Source organism: Rahnella sp. RFA10(1/100), assembly GCF_004195115.1.
Classification (GTDB): domain Bacteria; phylum Pseudomonadota; class Gammaproteobacteria; order Enterobacterales; family Enterobacteriaceae; genus Rahnella; species Rahnella perminowiae.
The window spans coordinates 255,545-273,964 of sequence record NZ_SEWR01000004.1 but is presented as its reverse complement, the minus strand read 5'-3'; the positions used below and the strand labels follow the sequence as shown (position 1 = coordinate 273,964).

At 50.5% G+C, this 18,420-nt stretch carries 15 protein-coding genes; 4 read left to right on the top strand and 11 right to left on the bottom strand.

Going from position 1 to position 18,420, the window contains the following annotated elements; translation table 11 throughout:
- Positions 1-26: 26 nt before the first annotated feature.
- On the bottom strand, positions 27-1,508 hold the full coding sequence (gene amyA, locus ETV65_RS14655) for an alpha-amylase (protein WP_129953553.1): 1,482 nt from the start codon (positions 1,506-1,508) through the stop codon (positions 27-29).
- 122 nt (positions 1,509-1,630) lie between these two features.
- Positions 1,631-3,133, bottom strand: coding sequence for a glycine betaine/L-proline transporter ProP (proP, locus tag ETV65_RS14650; protein WP_129953552.1), 1,503 nt, complete (start codon positions 3,131-3,133; stop codon positions 1,631-1,633).
- 292 nt (positions 3,134-3,425) lie between these two features.
- Here proP and ETV65_RS14645 point away from each other — a divergent pair, with 292 nt between their 5' ends.
- Positions 3,426-4,607, top strand: a complete 1,182-nt coding sequence (locus ETV65_RS14645; protein ID WP_129953551.1) for an oligogalacturonate lyase family protein — start codon at positions 3,426-3,428, stop codon at positions 4,605-4,607.
- A gap of 3 nt (positions 4,608-4,610) precedes the next feature.
- Entirely contained in the window at positions 4,611-4,931 is a 321-nt protein-coding gene (locus tag ETV65_RS14640) for a cupin domain-containing protein (RefSeq protein WP_129953550.1), read from the top strand.
- 67 nt (positions 4,932-4,998) lie between these two features.
- Here the strand turns inward: ETV65_RS14640 and ETV65_RS14635 are convergent, their stop codons facing one another.
- From ETV65_RS14635 to ETV65_RS14615, 5 genes are all read right to left on the bottom strand, one after another.
- Positions 4,999-5,637, bottom strand: a complete 639-nt coding sequence (locus tag ETV65_RS14635; RefSeq protein WP_129953549.1) for an RpiB/LacA/LacB family sugar-phosphate isomerase — start codon at positions 5,635-5,637, stop codon at positions 4,999-5,001.
- Positions 5,638-5,705: 68 nt separating this feature from the next.
- Entirely contained in the window at positions 5,706-6,467 is a 762-nt protein-coding gene (kduD, locus tag ETV65_RS14630) for a 2-dehydro-3-deoxy-D-gluconate 5-dehydrogenase KduD (protein WP_129953548.1), read from the bottom strand.
- 482 nt (positions 6,468-6,949) lie between these two features.
- On the bottom strand, positions 6,950-7,576 hold the full coding sequence (locus ETV65_RS14625; protein WP_240782849.1) for a DUF2931 family protein: 627 nt from the start codon (positions 7,574-7,576) through the stop codon (positions 6,950-6,952).
- Between the two features lie 65 nt (positions 7,577-7,641).
- Entirely contained in the window at positions 7,642-9,333 is a 1,692-nt protein-coding gene (locus tag ETV65_RS14620; RefSeq protein WP_129953546.1) for a DUF2235 domain-containing protein, read from the bottom strand.
- 588 nt (positions 9,334-9,921) lie between these two features.
- Positions 9,922-10,278 (bottom strand): helix-turn-helix domain-containing protein, encoded by a 357-nt coding sequence (locus ETV65_RS14615; protein WP_013577757.1) that lies wholly within the window; start codon positions 10,276-10,278, stop codon positions 9,922-9,924.
- A gap of 418 nt (positions 10,279-10,696) precedes the next feature.
- On the opposite strand from ETV65_RS14615, the gene ETV65_RS14610 reads away from it, so the two are divergent.
- Together ETV65_RS14610 and ETV65_RS14605 are read left to right on the top strand one after the other, a co-directional pair.
- Positions 10,697-11,860, top strand: coding sequence for an efflux RND transporter periplasmic adaptor subunit (locus ETV65_RS14610; protein ID WP_129953741.1), 1,164 nt, complete (start codon positions 10,697-10,699; stop codon positions 11,858-11,860).
- 16 nt (positions 11,861-11,876) lie between these two features.
- Positions 11,877-15,029: an efflux RND transporter permease subunit gene (locus ETV65_RS14605; protein ID WP_129953545.1), complete on the top strand. Its 3,153-nt coding sequence runs from the start codon at positions 11,877-11,879 to the stop codon at positions 15,027-15,029.
- 99 nt (positions 15,030-15,128) lie between these two features.
- On the opposite strand, the gene ETV65_RS14600 is transcribed toward ETV65_RS14605, so the two are convergent.
- From ETV65_RS14600 to ETV65_RS14585, 4 genes are all read right to left on the bottom strand, one after another.
- Positions 15,129-15,614: an Rrf2 family transcriptional regulator gene (locus ETV65_RS14600; RefSeq protein ID WP_129953544.1), complete on the bottom strand. Its 486-nt coding sequence runs from the start codon at positions 15,612-15,614 to the stop codon at positions 15,129-15,131.
- A 210-nt stretch (positions 15,615-15,824) separates the two neighbouring features.
- Positions 15,825-16,958 carry a porin OmpC gene (ompC, locus tag ETV65_RS14595; RefSeq protein WP_129953543.1) on the bottom strand — a complete coding sequence of 378 codons (1,134 nt, stop codon included), beginning with the start codon at positions 16,956-16,958 and terminating at the stop codon, positions 15,825-15,827.
- Positions 16,959-17,572: 614 nt separating this feature from the next.
- Complete coding sequence (locus tag ETV65_RS14590; protein WP_129953542.1) at positions 17,573-17,761, bottom strand: hypothetical protein; 189 nt, start codon at positions 17,759-17,761, stop codon at positions 17,573-17,575.
- Between the two features lie 158 nt (positions 17,762-17,919).
- Positions 17,920-18,333 carry a hypothetical protein gene (locus tag ETV65_RS14585; RefSeq protein WP_129953541.1) on the bottom strand — a complete coding sequence of 138 codons (414 nt, stop codon included), beginning with the start codon at positions 18,331-18,333 and terminating at the stop codon, positions 17,920-17,922.
- Positions 18,334-18,420: the final 87 nt, after the last annotated feature.

Sequence of the window (18,420 nt, the reverse complement as noted above, 5' to 3'; positions counted from 1 at the left end):
GGCGGTTAATCCCGCCCGCACCTGTTTCACTCCGTCATAATCCAGACGCTGACGCTCCCTGCTGCGCAAAAGAATTGTGCGCTGCCTTTTTCGTCGGTTGTAATGACTTCCCCGCGGTTTTCCAGCATGTCCCGCCATTGCTTACCGGCAAAGTTGTCGCCCAGCTCAATCGTTTTCTCGCCGGCTTCTCCGTTAGACATCACTACCACGCATCCCGGTTGCTCTGCGGTGCCGCTGCGGGAAAAGGCAATGCAGTTCGGGTGATCGAAATAATCGGTTTGTGCACCCCATGCGTACCCCTGACGGGCTCTGATCAGCGCTTCCAGATGGGGGATCACTGGCAGATTTACGGTGTAATTATTTCCGTCCTCTCCTTCATCTTCGTAACTTGCACCGAATAAATCCGGATAAAAGACGATGGGCACGCCATGCTCGCGCAACAACGTTAACGCATAGGCCAGCGGTTTAAACCACGGCTCAACCGGTGCCTCAAGAGACTGCAACGGCTGTGTGTCGTGGTTGGCAACCAGCGTCACCGCATGCGCAGCATCAGCAGCGACCAGTGTGTTATCAAAAATGGTGGTCAGATCGTAATCCGCACCCTGTTTCGAGGCATGGTGGAAATTCAGCTGTAGCGGCGCATCGAACAGCATGGTTTTGCCTTCCACCTGACGGATGTAATTTTGCAGTGTCGGGACGTCGAATGACCAGTATTCTGCGACCAGGTACATCGGTTGTTCCGATTGTGCCTGAATATGGTCAATCCACTCTTTATAGAACCAGGCCGGAATATGTTTCACCGCATCAAGACGAAACCCTGTACAGTGCGTTTGTTCCATGATCCAGCGGCCCCAGTATTTGAGCTCTTCGCTGACTGCGTTATTGCGGAAATCGACATTGGCACCCATCAGGTAATCGTAATTACCGAATTCGTCATCGACCTGATCGTTCCAGCCGCCGCCGGTATAATCGTTAATGATTTTGAAAATGCCTTGCTCGTCCGGGTTTTCAATGTGGTCAACACCGCTGAAGCAGTGAAAATCCCAGATGAATTTTGAATACTGGCCGTTACGGGCGGCAAAAATGAAACGCGTCCAGGCCTCAGCTTCAATAATGTCATCACTGATTTCTTCGCGGTTATCCATGTTAACGCGGTTAACCTGCACGCGTTCTTTCTCATCCGCTCCCATTTTATGATTGAGCACCACGTCAAGAATGACGCCCAGCTTATGCTGTTTCAGCGCGCTGATGGCTGCGAGCAGCCCCTCTTTGTCGCCATATTTGGTCGCACGGGAACCTTTCTGCTCAAACTCACCCAGATCAAACAAATCATAAGTGTCATAGCCAACCGAATACCCACCCGATTCGCCTTTACAGGCAGGCGGAAGCCAGGCGGCGGTAATGCCAATCTCAGCCAGCCAGGCGGCTTTTTCGGCCACTTCCGGCCAGAGCTTCCCACCATCCGGGTAATACCAGTGAAAGAACTGAAACAACGTAGGATTCTGCATACAGACTTTCCATTCAGATGACCAGGAAGTGAAGTATGGAGCAGGAACGCAAAAAATGTGACTAAAGGCAAAAAAAAGCCGGTCAGCAAAGTGACCGGCGTTGAGACTGCCTGAGAACGGAATCAGTTGATATCCGGGTGCTGGGCAATCAGATTTTTTCTTTTTGCTTCAAGCTCAACAATCTGCGCATCAATATCTTCAATTTTCTGTTCGATATTGTCGTGATGTTCCTGGAGGATTTCACGCGCTTCTGCACGGTCTGAAGCCGCCGGTGTCGCGCCCTTGAGCGGGCGGTTAGCGGTTTCTTTCATGAAAATGCCGGTCACCAGACCAATCATCGCCACAACCATCAGGTAATAGGCTGGCATATAGAGATTATTGGTGGCTTCCACCAGCCACGCGGCGATCGTCGGGGTAAGCCCCGCAATCAGTACCGAAACATTGAAAGCAATTGCCAGCGCGCTGTAACGGATATGCGTCGGGAACATTGCCGGTAACGTTGACGCCATCACACCGATAAAGCAGTTCAGCAACACCGCAAGGATCAGCAGACCTAAGAAAATCAGGCCTATCACATCACTGTTTATCAGAATGAAGCACGGAATAGCCAGTATAAACAGGCCGATACTGCCGATGATCACAAAAGGTTTACGGCCGAAGCGGTCACTCAGCATCCCCATGAACGGCTGTACGAACAACATGCCGACCATGATGGCAATGATGATCAGCACACCGTGGTCTTCAGAATAATGCAGGCTGTGGGACAAATAGCTCGGCATGTATGTCAGCAGCATGTAGTAGGTGACGTTTGTGGCTATCACCATGCCCACACAGATAATCAGCGGACGCCATTGTTTGGTCAGGATTTCACGGAACGAGACTCTTGGCGGTTCAGCAATATCTTTACGCGAATCGCTGTCGATTTTATCGACGTGTTGCTGGAAGGTCGGGGTTTCTTCCAGTGCATGACGCAGATAGATCCCGATCAGGCCCAGCGGAGCGGCAATGAAAAACGGAATACGCCAGCCCCATTCGAGGAAGTTCGTTTCACCCACGATACTGGAAATCAGCACCACCACACCTGCACCGAGAATAAAACCGGCGATGGAACCAAAATCCAGCCAGCTGCCGAGGAAGCCGCGTTTTCTGTCAGGAGAATATTCTGCAACGAAAATCGCTGCACCGGTATACTCGCCACCAACCGAGAAACCCTGTGCCAGTTTTGCCAGTAACAGCAAAATCGGTGCCCAGATACCGATGGAGTCATAACCGGGTATCAGCCCGATACAGAAGGTGCTGACGGACATGATGATGATGGTGACGGAAAGGACTTTCTGGCGCCCAAATTTGTCGCCAAGTGCGCCGAAAAACAGTCCGCCCAGAGGCCTGACGAGGAACGGTACGGAGAAGGTTGCCAGCGCGGCAATCATCTGAATACCCGGGTCTGCCCCCGGGAAAAACACCTGCCCTAATGCAAATGCCACAAAACCATACACACCGAAATCAAACCATTCCATCGCATTACCCAGGGCTGCGGCGGTAATAGCTTTTTTCAGTTTAGTGTCATCAATGATCGTAATGTCGTTGATATGCATGGGTTGAACACGTTTCTTTCGTAATCTCATCTTTCACATCCCTTTTCTAAAATACTCCACCGTGTAAGCGTGAGATATTTTGTTCGTACTCTTTAATCATCAAGAGTATCAATAATATTTGAGCAAGCTATATCATTATAGGATGGTTTTACGCTGTAGCAAAAGCCAACCGTTTTGTGATCACCATTGCACTTTTGTTTTCACCCGCCGTTGTTTTGACTCACAAAGTGGTAATGTGTTTTCAAATTAATGAAACTGCATTTTGATTAATGAAAGGGACGCCGGAACAACGGCTAATTTCATGCTACTTATGGGGTGAATCATGGCAAAAGGTTCTCAGATTCAATTTAGTTTCCACACCGTTCAGGATCCTCAGACCGGTGCCCGGGTGACGCGTTTAACACCGCCTGATGTGTTGTGTCATCGCAACTATTTCTATCAGAAATGCTTTACCCGCGAGGGTAATAAACTGTTGTTCGCCGGTGAGTTTGATGGCAACCGCAACTATTATCTGCTGGACTTGCAAACGCAGAAAGCGGCTCAGCTGACTGAAGGCAAAGGCGATAACACCTTTGGCGGTTTCCTCTCCCCGGATGATCAGTATCTTTACTACGTCAAAAACGAACGCAGTCTGCAGCGCGTAAAACTGGCTGATTTTAGTGAACATACGGTGTATCAGGTGCCGGAAGAATGGGTTGGCTATGGCACCTGGGTGGCCAACAGCGAATGCACCCGTCTGGTGGGTATCGAAATCAGTCGTGAGGACTGGACGCCACTGTCAGACTGGAAAATCTTCCAGGATTTCTATCACAGTAATCCGCACTGCAGACTGTTATGTGTCGATTTACTCAACGGAAAATCCCGCGTGATCCACGAGAAAAATGAATGGCTCGGACACCCGATTTATCGCCCGTTTGATGACCACACCGTCGCTTTCTGTCACGAAGGCCCGCATGACCTGGTTGATGCACGTATGTGGCTGGTGAATGAAGACGGCAGTGATGTCCGCAAGGTAAAAGAACATGCACCGGGAGAAAGCTGTACGCACGAATTCTGGGTACCGGACGGCTCTGCACTTATTTATGTGTCTTATCTGAAAGGCCAACATGACCGCCATATCCGCCGTTTCGACCCGCAAACCGGCGAAGATATCTGTCTGATGACTATGCCAGCCTGCTCGCATCTGATGAGTAATGACAACGGTACACTGCTGGTCGGTGATGGCTCCGGTACGCCGGTTGATGTGAAAGACACCGCAAGTCATACGATTGAAAACGATCCGTGGTTGTATATTTTCGACACCCGGACCCGCCGGTATGCACCGCTGGCCGCGCATAACAGCTCCTGGCAGGTGCTGGACGGCGACCGTCAGGTGACGCATCCGCACCCTTCTTTCTCACCCGACGATCGTCATGTGCTTTTCACCACCGATTATGAAGGCTTACCGGCGCTGTATCTGGCGGAAATTCCGGATGCCCTGCTCAGTTCATTACGCAAGGATTAACCAATGTTTACCTTTAAAAAAGATATTCCTTTACAGGATCTGGGGGACGGTGTGAGCCGTCGTGTTCTGGCGCATGACGGCACCATGATGGCCGTTGAAGTATACTTTGAAGAAGGCGCCGTCGGTCCGATGCATAACCATGTGCATGAACAACTGACCTATGTGTTATCCGGCCGTTTCAAATTCACTATCGGTGAAGAAACCCGTGAAGTAAGTGCAGGCGATACGCTGTATAAAAAACCGTACATCATGCACGGCTGCGTGTGTCTGGAGAAAGGTGTGTTGCTCGACACGTTTACGCCGCAACGACAAGATTTTTTATAATTCTTTCAGACCATAAAAAACCGGTGCCATGAGCACCGGTTTTTTTGACACCACAAAACACGTAATCTTACGCGAGGATTTCACGCACGAAGGTTTCGATCTCTTTGTTCTGGCAGTTTTCGAAGAAACATTTCTGGAAACGTTCGCCTGTCACGGCGGTTTTCACCAGTTCCGGATCGATGGCACGCAGGGTATCCAGATAGTTTTCTTTTACCACTGCGGCTTTCACCTGATTAAGAATACCGGCGTTGCGTACCTGAGGTTCTTTGCGGTCAGCCGGATAGCCTTCGCCTTTCACGCCGGTAAAGGCCTTTTCGAAGATGAAGCGTACGTTCAGCTCTGCACCCCAGCCGAAGCCTTTAGCAAATGGCAGCGATAATGCGTTGCCGTTGTTGATTTGCGCAAACAGGAAGGCATCAGCCGGATCAATACAATAACCGCAGTTAACGCCCGGATGAATATTCAGAGACATCAGTGCGCCCTGGCCGGTACCGCAGCCTGCAACCACAAAATCCACCGCTTTTGAATTAAGCAGGATACTGGCCATGATGCCCAGATGGATGTAAGTCAGATGGTGATCCTGTTCATCAGACATGCCCACGTTGAAGACCGGATACTCTTTTTCCGAAGCTACGGCGTTAAGTTCTTTCAGGATGATCGCGTTTTTAGCGGCCTGACTGTTTTCCATCATCAATGCAATTTTCATGAGATTTCCTCTTTGGGCAGCGGTTTGAGCCGCTGCTGTCGGTGAATGTTTATCAATAACTGGCGTGATTAACGGGCCAGCCAGCCCCCGTCAACCGCAATGGTGTAACCGTTGATATAGTCGGAAGCCGGTGAAGACAGGAATACGACCGGCCCCATCAGATCAGACGGCAAACCCCAGCGGCCGGCAGGAATACGCCCCAAAATTTCTTCGCTGCGTGCTTCATCAGCGCGAAGTTGCTGGGTGTTGTTGGTCGCCATATAGCCCGGCGCAATCGCGTTCACATTGATATTGTGCTTCGCCCATTCGTTGGCCAGCAGGCGGGTCACTCCCATGACGGCGCTTTTTGATGCGGTATAAGAAGGTACGCGGATACCGCCCTGATAGGAAAGCATCGACGCGATATTAATGATTTTGCCGCCGGTACCCTGAGCGATGAATTGTTTCGCCACAGCCTGCGACATGAAGAAGACGGATTTGATGTTCAGATTCATCACATCATCCCAGTTCTTTTCGCTGAACTCGATGGCGTCTTCACGGCGGATGATTCCGGCGTTATTGACCAGAATATCCAGATGTCCCATTTCAGCGACAGCACGTTCCAGCAGCGCCGGAATAACTTTCGTGTCGCTCAGATCAGCGGTCAGGCTCAGGAAACGGCGGCCTGTCGCGCCGATGCGCTCGATGGTTTCTGCGGGTTCGACAATGTTGATCCCTACAATATCACAGCCGGCCTCAGCGAGGCCGATTGCCATACCCTGACCCAAACCGGTATCGCATCCGGTCACTACCGCGACTTTTCCCTGAAGCGAGAAATTATCCAGAATCATGATGGTTCCTTTATGCATAAACGGAAGCAAATCTGCTTTTCCGTAGGACGATGGGTTGTCGGGCTGTGCCCGGCGCCGAAATAATAAAGAGGAGTTTAGCGATAAAATTCGTCCGACTCAAGAAATTGAAACATCATTTCAATTTATGTGAACTTTGGTGTCGTTTTTTGTTGGGTTGATCACGTCCTGATGAGTAGTGTCAGGTAAATGTCAAAAACAGGGCGCAGACAAGAAGAAAGGATGCAGGGCAAAGCCCCTGAAGAAATAAATCATCCGGAGGACAGAGAGGAATAAAATGGGTTTTTGTTCGGATGGACCATTCACTGCCCGGCGGGGATGCCGGGCCAGCGGTACGCGAGATCCATTTGGAAAACGTAATCTCTTCTATAAAAAGGATTTTTTAAACAAAATTCTTACCCCAGAAATTTGGTCGTAAAAAAGGATCTCAAGAAGATCCTTTTAATTTTGCAGATCGTTAAACCCTACCAATCACCGTATGGATAGGTTTTCCCTTTGATAAAGTCCCGGATAAACGGGTCGTAGCCGTTACGCTCGGTGTAATTAAAATCAATCCTGCTGGGAACGTTCTTACATATCAACATATTATCTCCCGTCAATGTGAACTCTCTGGCCGGGTGTTGGGGGACAACATGATTACCGTTGTCCTCAAGCCAGATCCGCACCGTACCTCCGGGAGCCAGACCAATAATCATATTATCCCGGTAATAAACCTGTCCCGGTTTGTAATTATCAGGATAAGCCGTTGTCATTTGCCGCCATGTTCCCCGATCAAACCAGATCTCCGTCTCATACGATTTTTTATCAATCACCGAGTCCCAGCACACTGACATCCTTACCGGCAGCGCCTTACTGATATTAAAGTTGGCAGAAAAACTGCCAACAACACGACTCCATGTGTCCACGCTGCTCTGGCTGGGTTCTGTCGGGTCAAGCCGCCTGAAGATGCTTTCCCGAATATCCCCGTCCTCCAGATACACCTGCGTCACCAGGGCGGGCAGATTTTTAGGGTGAAAAAAATTAAACTGCCAGTGATCGTAAGGCAGCTTTTTGCCCCACTGCTCTACGCCGTCCCCTAGCGGGGTGGTCACGTCGGCTCGCCTGTCGCGGCACCCCGTCAGTAACAGCAGTACCCCGATCGCAATATGTAATGTCCTCATCCGAACACCCTATCCAGTGCGTCCACATGGGCTTTTTGCTGTTCTTCCCACTGCTGCTGGTCGTCCATCATCCATACCGTCCGCACCCACCCTTCGCCCGGTGCGTTAGGCCAGACAAATGACCGCTCATCCGTCGGCGCATAGTTATTGCGCAGGAAAACTTCCCCCGTAGACGGGTTTACCCACAGACTGCGGTCGGAATCAATATTCCAGTTCGCCGAGCAGTGCAGGTAACGCCCGATGATATGCATTTCATTGGCGGTAAAACTCACAGGCTCACCGCCCTGTCGTACGGCGCGGCCCTGCGCTATCGCTTTATCGCACAGGGGAAGCAGTTCCGCAGGCAACGACAGCTCCTTATCATTGCTGAGTATCGGAGAGAAAATAACACCTGCGTCCTGCGCCGCATCCAGCATCACCCGCATGCTCACCTTCTCCCAGTCGTTCGGGATGGCTTGCCGGGTCAGAAACACCGCCGCCCCGGCCTTTTTCTCAAAAATATGCGCCCGCGCTTTATCCCGGTTCACCAGCGGCCACGAAATCATCCGCGTTTTAACGTCACCGTGCGGCAACAGGTATTTCAGCGCCGGCAGAACATATAGCTTCTCCCGCATCGCTTCCGTCTTCCGGTAAATCTCGGTATGAAGCTCTTCCACATCATCGCGCACCACTTCAAAATCCGGCATGGTCAGTAGCGAGTCCTCATTCTCCCCCGCGTTGTACCCGCCTCCGATATCCGAGTGCACGCCAGGCAGTGCCAGCTCCGGCCACATCCCTTTGATGCTGTTCAGGCTGAAATTGTGCCGGCACTCGTGCATCGCGCGTATCTGGAACACCTTCTGCGCCACGGACGGCCGCAGCTCAAGGTTAACGCCGGGATTGCTGTGTCCGTTGACGTTGTAAAAGTTCAGCAGGCTGCCGATAGCGGCCACCGTGTCAAACAGCCCCAGAAAGCGCACCTCTCCGGCAGCTTTTCCGTGGTGTCCTGCCAGATCCAGTCCTTTGTCTATCGCCGCCGCTACCGCCGTATCCTGCTTCATCACCCTGTTGGCAAAGTGGCGCGCCGCCGCCGCGCCCCGGCTGAACCCGAACACGTCAAACTGCACTTTCACTATCGCTATCTGGTCACGGTTTAGTTTGATAAAGCGGGCCAGCTCGGCGCTTATGGTATCCAATACCTCATCCGTCTTCGTCACCACCCCCTCAAACTGCTTGATCAGACTGCTGCCCAGTGCCATCCCGAACAGAGCATCACTTTTTCCATCGGCCGTACCAATACCGGTAACGTAGGCTTTTACCTGTGCCTCAGTCTCGCTGTCTTTGAGTTCATCACTCCGCTGGTAAAGATCGAACAGTCGGGAAATATTGGTGGGGCCACCCAGCCAGCTCGTGTTAGCCAGCCCCGCTTGTGCGTGCTCTTCATACTTCGCACACGCCTTTGCCCGCGCCTCATCCACCAGGTTTGCGCAGTTCGCGTAGGCCAGTCGCAGGTCGCTTGAATTATTTCGGTTGTTGCCCGTACCGTCAAAGAACACCCCCACTGTCAGCGTAATCCCCCTGACCGGCACCCTCCTGCACTGGATAACTTTTTCACTGCACAGAACATCGGTACGGTGCGTGTTGTCCCCGATAATTTCATACCGGTGATAGCCGGTGTCGCCCGGCGCTGTTTTCTCGTCTTTTGCCATAAGAAAGTCCCTTTAATCTGAAAGGTTAAATCCAGTCCATCATACCTTAACCTAAATCAGACTCTGTCAGCAGCAAATGGTCCCAAAGTTCTCCGGTGATTACAGAAAGTGATATGGGTGTCCGGTGACTTCAGTCTTTTCCTGCGTCGATGTGTACAGGCCGGATTGAATAACGACGAGGACTGAAATGCTCTTGTACGACAGGTCTTCATGCCCCGGTTGAGAGAAATTAGAGATTGCGGACTGGAGAAGCGGCGCTATTGTGTCAGTCGGCTGATGGTGCCGATTGAGGCGATCTTGTTATGGAATGTGGTATATAAGAAAAAGCGATTGATTCACTGAAGAGAAAGCTATTTATTTAATAAATAATGGGTTTCTCATGTCTCCCCGTTGGGGTGTGAACATATCAACCTGAGCGGAGATTACGTATGGCGTACCCGTTTTAAGCAGAGGGGCTGGGAAATACTGTTCGTTACGCTCAGTGGATAAAAGTCTGTATAAAACCAGGCTAAACGTAGGATATTTCAGTTTTCCCAGTGGGCCCCCTACACGCTCACGAGATAAACGCAGCGTAAGCAGAGATAAGAGTTAGTGCAGGCAGCCCTGGCATTCAGTTGCCAGATTAAGCCCGCGACGCCAGTCGCCCGGAGTCTGACCAAACTGTCGTTTGAAACTGCGGGTGAAGGACTGTTGTGAGTCGAAGCCCAGCGAAATCGCAACGCTGACGATAGGCTCGCCGCTGCTGGCCAGCATATCGGCAGATTTCTTCAGTTTTTTCTCACGAATGTATTCCCCCATCGGCAGGCCGGTGTGCTCTTTAAACATCCGCTGCAGATACCAGCGGGAATAACCAGCCCGCTTGGCGACCGTTTTAATATCCAGTCGTTCTTCCAGATTGTGATCGATCCACTCGATCAGGTCGTGAATGAAATCCTCGGTTCTCATGGCCAGTCTCCTGCTTTTTTTTTGTTTGCGCCCCCCGAGGGCGACTCGTCTTTTTATACGTTGACCCAGTTTTTGGTTAAATGCAAGTTTTACTATTGCATTTAATTGACGGTTACAGGATAGTCTCATTTCCCCAGGTAAACGTTCTGTAAAATAGCACATAAAGTGTAACAGTAATTCTTGCAGTTTAGTAAGCGCATCTCTACAATCCTCACGAATAAATTGTATCAGTATTTGATACATTATTGTGCTGATGAACGGCACAAGTCCCAAAAAAGTCGGTTCAGGCAAAGGACGTTACCCGGCGGACAGGCCGGTGTATTGCCTGGCAGCACTTACACACTGGAAATAAAAAATAATGATGAACCTGCAAAAATCACAGGTTGTTGTACGCGACCACGTCATTGGTACGCCTTTAATGTTGCGCCTTTCAGGGGTTGCGCTGATGGTTGCCCTGCTCGCCGGGTGTGACAACAGCGTGGCGCAAAATGCCGCACCGCCTGCTCCGCAGGTCAGCGTGGCAGATGTGTTAATTAAGCCAATCAGTCAGTGGGATGCCTTTAACGGGCGTGTGGAAGCGGTACAAAGTGTACAACTGCGGCCGCGCGTGTCCGGTTATATCGATAAAGTGAATTATCAGGAAGGCCAGGAAGTGAAAAAGGGTCAGGTACTGTTCACCATTGATGATCGTACTTACCGGGCTGCACAGGAACAGGCGCAGGCTGAACTGGTGCGTGCGCGCAATCAGGCCAGTCTGGCACGAAGTGAATCTGCACGAACAGAAGCGCTGATCGGGACGCTGGCCGTGTCGAAAGAAGTCGCGGAGCAACGTCGTTCGGCAGCGTCGCAGGCACAATCTGATGTCCTGGCTGCACAGGCACAGCTGGACATGGCCCAACTTAATCTTGATTTCACCCGTGTTACCTCCCCGATTGATGGCCGTGCCAGCCGTGCGATGATCACGACCGGTAATTTGGTGACAGCAGGTGACAGCGCGAGCGTACTGACCACGCTGGTGTCACTCGACACAGTCTATGTATATTTCGACGTTGATGAAGGGACTTTCCTGCGTTATCAGGCGCTGGCCCGCGAAGGGAAATTGAACGACAGCCCGCAAAATCGCTTGCCGGTGCATGTCGGGTTGGTCGGTGAAAACGGTTATCCGCATCAGGGTGTGGTTGATTTTACTGACAACCAGCTCAACTCCGGCACCGGCACCATCCGCATGCGTGCTCTGTTGGATAACCGTGACCGTACCTTTACGCCGGGATTGTTTGCCCGGGTTCAAATGCCGGGCAGCGCACAGTTCAATGCCATGCTGGTGGACGATAAAGCCATCCTTACCGACCAGGATCGTAAATTCGTTTATGTGGTTGATAAAGATGGCAAGGCACAGCGCCGTGATGTGGAAATTGGCCGCACATATGCAGGCTTACGTATCATACAGAAAGGCCTGGAAGCCGGTGACCGTGTGATCATCGACGGCGTACAGAAAGTGTTTATGCCGGGCATGCCGGTCAACGCCAAAACCGTCAGCATGGTGGCTAACACTGTCACGCCGGCCGCCCCTGCCGTTCAATAAAAGAGAATCCTGACTCATGGACTTTTCCCGCTTTTTCATCGACAGGCCGATTTTTGCGGCCGTTTTGTCGATTCTGATTTTAGTTACCGGGGCAATTGCTATCCCCTTGCTGCCTGTCAGTGAATACCCTAACGTGGTACCGCCAAGCGTTCAGGTTCGTGCTGAATATCCGGGCGCCAACCCGAAAGTGATTGCAGAAACCGTTGCGACGCCGCTGGAAGAAGCGATTAACGGCGTCGAAAATATGGTGTACATGAAATCCGTCGCCGGTTCTGACGGCGTTCTGGTGACAACGGTCACTTTCCGTCCGGGTACCGATCCGGATCAGGCTCAGGTTCAGGTGCAAAACCGGGTCGCGCAGGCTGAAGCACGTCTGCCGGAAGATGTCCGCCGTCAGGGTGTGACCACACAGAAGCAGTCGCCAACGTTAACGCTGGTGGTGCATCTGGTATCACCTTCCGGCAAGTATGATTCGCTGTATCTGAGTAACTACGCCACGCTGAAGGTGAAAGATGAACTGGCGCGTTTGCCGGGTGTCGGGCAGATTCAGATTTTCGGTGCAGGCGAATATGCCATGCGCGTGTGGCTGGATCCGAACAAAGTTGCGGCCCGAGGTCTGACGGCTTCTGACATTGTGAAAGCCATGCAGGAACAGAATGTGCAGGTCTCTGCCGGTCAGTTGGGCGCTGAACCGATGCCGAAGGACAGTGACTATCTGCTTTCCATCAATGCACAGGGGCGTCTGAAAGATGAAGATGAGTTCGGCAAAATTATCCTGAAAAGCGGTGATAATGGCGAAATTGTCCGTCTGCGTGATGTGGCGCGTATTGAAATGGGGTCCGGTAGCTATGCCCTGCGATCGCAGCTTAATAATAAAGACGCAGTCGGGATTGGTATCTTCCAGTCTCCCGGAGCGAATGCGATTGATTTGTCAGATGCGGTACGAGCCAAAATGACTGAACTGGCAACCCGTTTCCCGGAAGGCATGACCTGGCGTGCGCCGTATGACCCGACGGTGTTTGTCCGGGATTCCATCAGTGCGGTGGTTCACACATTGCTGGAAGCCGTCGTGCTGGTCGTGCTGGTTGTTATCCTGTTCCTCCAAACCTGGCGTGCGTCGATCATTCCTCTGCTGGCGGTACCGATCTCAGTGATAGGGACATTCAGCATCCTGTATTTGCTCGGATTTTCACTCAATACGCTCAGCCTGTTCGGACTGGTGCTGGCGATAGGGATAGTCGTCGATGACGCCATTGTTGTGGTGGAAAACGTCGAGCGAAACATTGAGGAAGGACTTGCGCCAAGGGATGCTGCGCATCAGGCGATGCGGGAGGTGTCCGGGCCGATCGTGGCTATCGCACTGGTGCTGTGCGCGGTATTTGTGCCGATGGCGTTTCTGTCGGGGGTAACCGGTCAGTTCTACAAGCAGTTTGCGGTGACTATCGCTATTTCAACTGTGATTTCGGCCATCAACTCGCTGACATTGTCCCCTGCTCTTGCGGCATTGTTGCTGAAATCGCACGGTACGCCGAAAGACATGCCCTCGCGGCTCATCGACCGACTTTTTGGCTGGATTTTCCGACCGTTCAACCGGTTCTTTAATGCCAGTTCACATCGTTATCAGAATGCTGTGTCTAAAACGTTGGGACGTCGTGGCGCGGTATTTGTGGTCTACGTACTGTTGTTATGCGCGGCTGCATTTATGTTCAAAGCTGTGCCGGGGGGCTTTATTCCGACGCAGGATAAACTGTACCTGATTGCAGGTGTGAAAATGCCGGAAGGTGCGTCATTATCCCGCACTGATGCGGTGATCCGCAAAATCAGCGCAATGGGTTTAAGTACCGATGGCGTCATTGATGCGGTGGCATTCCCCGGGTTGAACGCGCTGCAGTTCACCAATACGCCGAATACCGGCACGGTGTTCTTTGCGTTGAAACCGCTGAGTGAACGTACCCGTACGGCGGCGGAAATTAATGCGGAAATAAACGCCAAAATTTCGCAGATTCAGGAAGGGTTCGCGTTTTCCATTATGCCGCCGCCGATCCTCGGGTTAGGTCAGGGTTCAGGTTATTCCCTGTATGTGCAGGATCGCGCGGGGCTGGGTTATGGTGCATTGCAAACCGCGATTAACACCATGTCGGGCGCTATTATGCAGACGCCGGGAATGGGGTATCCGATTTCCTCCTATCAGGCTAACGTGCCGCAGCTCGACGCACATATTGACCGTGACAAAGCTAAGGCTCAGGGCGTATCACTTGATGAACTGTTCAGCACGTTGCAGGTCTATCTCGGCTCGTCTTATATCAATGATTTCAACCGATTCGGTCGTACATGGAAAGTAATGGCGCAGGCGGATGGACAGTTCCGTGACACCGTGGAAGACATTGCCAATCTGCGTACCCGTAACGATAAAGGTGAAATGGTACCCATCGGCAGTATGCTGAACATTACCACCACTTACGGCCCTGACCCGGTAATCCGCTATAATGGTTATCCGGCAGCAGATTTAATCGGTGATGCCGATCCGCGTGTGCTTTCTTCGACGCAGGCAATGACGGAGCTGACCGCAATGTCGAAAAACCTGTTACCGAATGGTATGAATATCGAATGGACTGATCTGAGCTATCAGCAGTCAACACAAGGTAATGCGGCGTTGATTGTATTCCCGATGTCCGTATTACTGGCGTTCCTGGTACTTGCTGCACTGTATGAAAGCTGGACGCTGCCGCTGGCGGTGATCCTGATTGTGCCAATGACCATGCTATCGGCCTTGTTCGGTGTGTGGCTGACGGGGGGCGATAACAATGTGTTTGTTCAGGTCGGCCTGGTAGTGCTGATGGGGCTGGCATGTAAGAATGCGATTCTGATTGTTGAGTTCGCCCGTGAGCTTGAATTGCAAGGTAAAGGGATTATCGAATCCGCGCTTGAGGCATGTCGTCTGCGTCTGCGCCCTATCGTGATGACCTCGATTGCGTTTATCGCCGGGACTGTCCCGTTGATCCTCGGTCACGGTGCGGGTGCTGAAGTGCGAGGCGTTACCGGAATCACCGTATTTTCCGGCATGTTGGGAGTGACGTTGTTCGGTCTGTTCCTGACGCCTGTATTTTATGTCGCGCTGCGTAAGCTGGTGACGCGTAAGAAAGCGGTGCTGGAAACGCAAGTAGCATAACGCTCTTCAGATAACCACAATGCAAAAAGCCGGGAGAATATCCCGGCTTTTTTACAGGTTTTTTTTAAGCGCGATGTGCGCGGACTGGCTTATAGCACTCTATTTTGAGCAGAGAGAATCTTCGGCGTATTGCGAAGCCAGGTCTTTGGTACATTTGTACTTGCCACCGCGTTCGAACTCAGCCAGCGCATCAGCGACCGTATGACGGGCCAATACCTGAAATGATGCTTCTTCAGCTTCGCTGACGATATTTTTGAAATACGTGCACGCGTTGGCACTGACAACGCAGCGGGCGGGTACGTCCGGGCGGGCTGCCCACAGACGTTTATCTTCAATCACTGCGCAATAAATGTCACGAAGCGTGATTTCTTCCGCCGGGCGGCCAAGCGTGATCGAACCGGTACGGCCGAGAGTGGAAACGATGATGCCATGCTGCGTCAGCGGCACCATCAGTTTGCGGATAAAACTGGAGTTGGCTTCCAGACCCGTTGCTAAAATCGCACTGGTGCAGCGCTGGCCAGCCTTTTGGGACTGAGCGATACAAAACACCATCTGCATAGCTGTCGGAAAGCGATAATCTAACATGTCATTGTCCTGAGAAACCAAGTCTTAGGTAAAGCACCGTATCACAGAGGAATTGCCCCGTACGTGATCTGGTCAATAATATAACAAACACTGTTGCATTATTGAAGGCAGACACCTCCCAAAGGCACAGATAATCACGTTTTTGGGCACAAAAAAACCCATCCTAAGACGGGTTTTGTACTCAGAACATTCAATAAGAAGTTTCAGAAATTAGAACTGATAAACCAGACCAACCGCTACGATATCATCGGTAGAAATATTGTTGGTTTTATAGAAGTCATCATCATTGTCAAGCAGGTTGATTTTGTAATCAACGTAGGTAGACATGTTTTTGTTGAAGTAATAGCTGGTACCCACAGAAACATATTTAACTAAGTCATGATCGTTATCGGTACGGCTGGTATCTTCATTCAGATTCTTACCTTTGGATTGCAGGTAAGAAACTTCAGGACGCAGACCAAAATCGAATTGGTATTGTGCGGTAATTTCAAAGTTCTGAGTTTTATTTGCCACGCCGTCACTGCCATAAAGGGTCATGTTGCGGGTTTCAGAATACATGGTAGCCAGATAGACATTGTTTGCATCGTATTTCGCGCCCACTGTCCACACATCAGCTTTATCGCCATCAGCGTTTGTATAGGCAATTTGATCATTCGTACGATCAGAAGATGCATAGGCAGCCCCGGCCGTAATACCCATGCCGAAATCATAAGTGGTAGAAATACCGAAACCATCACCGTTCTGATGACGCACGTCACGACCATTGTTAGTGCCTTCACCAAACTGGAAATCTTCGCTGTTATTATCGCCATCATTTGCACCCTGGTATTGCAGTGCGAAATTCCAGCCTTTTACTTCGCCGAAGAAGTCAGTGTTGCGGTAAGTGGCAACCCCGTTGGTACGGCCAACCATAAAGTTATCAGGCGTGGTGTAAGTATCACCACCGAACTCTGGCAACATATCGGTCCATGCTTCAATATCATACACAACACCGTAGTTACGGCCGTAGTCGAATGAGCCGAAATCACCGAATTTCAGACCTGCAAAGCCCAGACGGGTTGCGTTGCCAGATGTACCGCTGCTCTCTGTATTGTTAGCCTGAATATTGTATTCCCACTGACCATATCCGGTCAGTTGGTCAGCAATCTGAGTTTCGCCTTTAAAACCCACACGCGCATAGGTCTGATCGCCATCTTTGCCTGCATCATCAGAGAAATAATGCAAACCATCCACTTTGCCGTACAGATCCAATTTATTGCCGTCTTTATTATAGACCTCAGCAGAATGCGCTGCGCCTGCAACCAGTAATGCCGGGATAATAAGTGCCAATGCTTTTAATTTCATGATGTCATTCCTTTATCATTTGATTGGATGTTTTAAATTATTATATATGTATTATCAATGAGTCAGACTCGTATTAATATTACCTACAGAGTTCCGCGGGTCAGTAGGTAAATTATCATTTTTAATTTTATTATTTATTGCTAGTTATTTCTGGAGGGGTAATTAATATATACCATGAATATAATAATGTAATTCATATGAAATTTATATTTATAAATGTCTTGTTGTTTGTGGTACTTTATTTTCCAGAGCTGTGGCATCATCACTGCAGCTTTATTTTTACCCTTCCTTGGTTTTACTTATATTTGTTTTTGATCGCCGTTCTGCCCCGGTTAACGGCGTTATTATATTGCCCCGCCTGACTGCGGGGTTTTTTTTGCATAAAAAAACCCATAACTGGCGAAAGTTATGGGCTCAACAAGTGAGAGAGAACTAAAATTTCTACGACGAGGTCAGAGAGATTTTCCACAACAACCTACATAACAGATGCCACGGTTGCATTTTCCGCAACGGAAACACCGGTTATGCAGGGTACAGCACATACAATCAGGAGAAGGTTTTGCTAATTGCACAGCTCGTTCCAATAGCTGAACCGTAATAAACGGATATACCGGTCAGGAGCGGCGAAACCAGGTCGGATCACTGTTCCCCACATCAATACCGTACAGACACCCTGTGGCGTGAAAGCTTTCCAGCAAGCGGTAGGTATCATGTGTCCTTTCCTCTGGTGGATTACTGACTTTGCGGCGCGTGATGCGTTGCCATAGCGAACGGTGCTCAGCAGTGTGTACAGTCGTTGACATACAGGCCTCCGGTTAATCGCAGCTTTCAAATCAAAGCCTTCTTTAACGTTGGTTTCAAAAACAGGGCATACAATGTCTGCCCCGGGAATGAACTCAGTTAACCTTTTATGGATCGCAAACTGAACCAACCATTTTTGCTTTCTATATGAAGTTTTGAACTATGACTCCCGTAACCACACTCCCTCACAGAACAACCTCGCGCATGCCTGACTATTTTGATGACGCAGCGCCGGTTCAGCCGGATCTTGCGCCAGTTGCACCAGCATGCCCGTAAAACACTGCGCCAGCACGCAAGCAGGAATATCACTGCGAAAAAGTTTGCTCTGCTGGTTATGGGCGAGATTTTCAGACATCAGGCTGACCAGTAAACGCTGTGTTTCCTGTGCCAGGGGCGGCAGCAAAAATACCTGTTGGGTCAGTTCGTTATTTTCTGCGAAAAAATTCAGTAGTTTACGAAAGCTGAGCGCCATCCGGTCCAGGACCTGATTTTCGGCCACGTCAGGTGCAATCTGTAATGAACGTACCAATGTGGTCAGGTGTTCACGGAAAACGCCGGGGTTTGTATCTGACATTTTTTTATCTTTCATATTCCTGATCTTCATGGGGAGTTGCGTGAAGGTAAAACCGAGAATGTGGTATCAAGCCCGATGATTCCAATG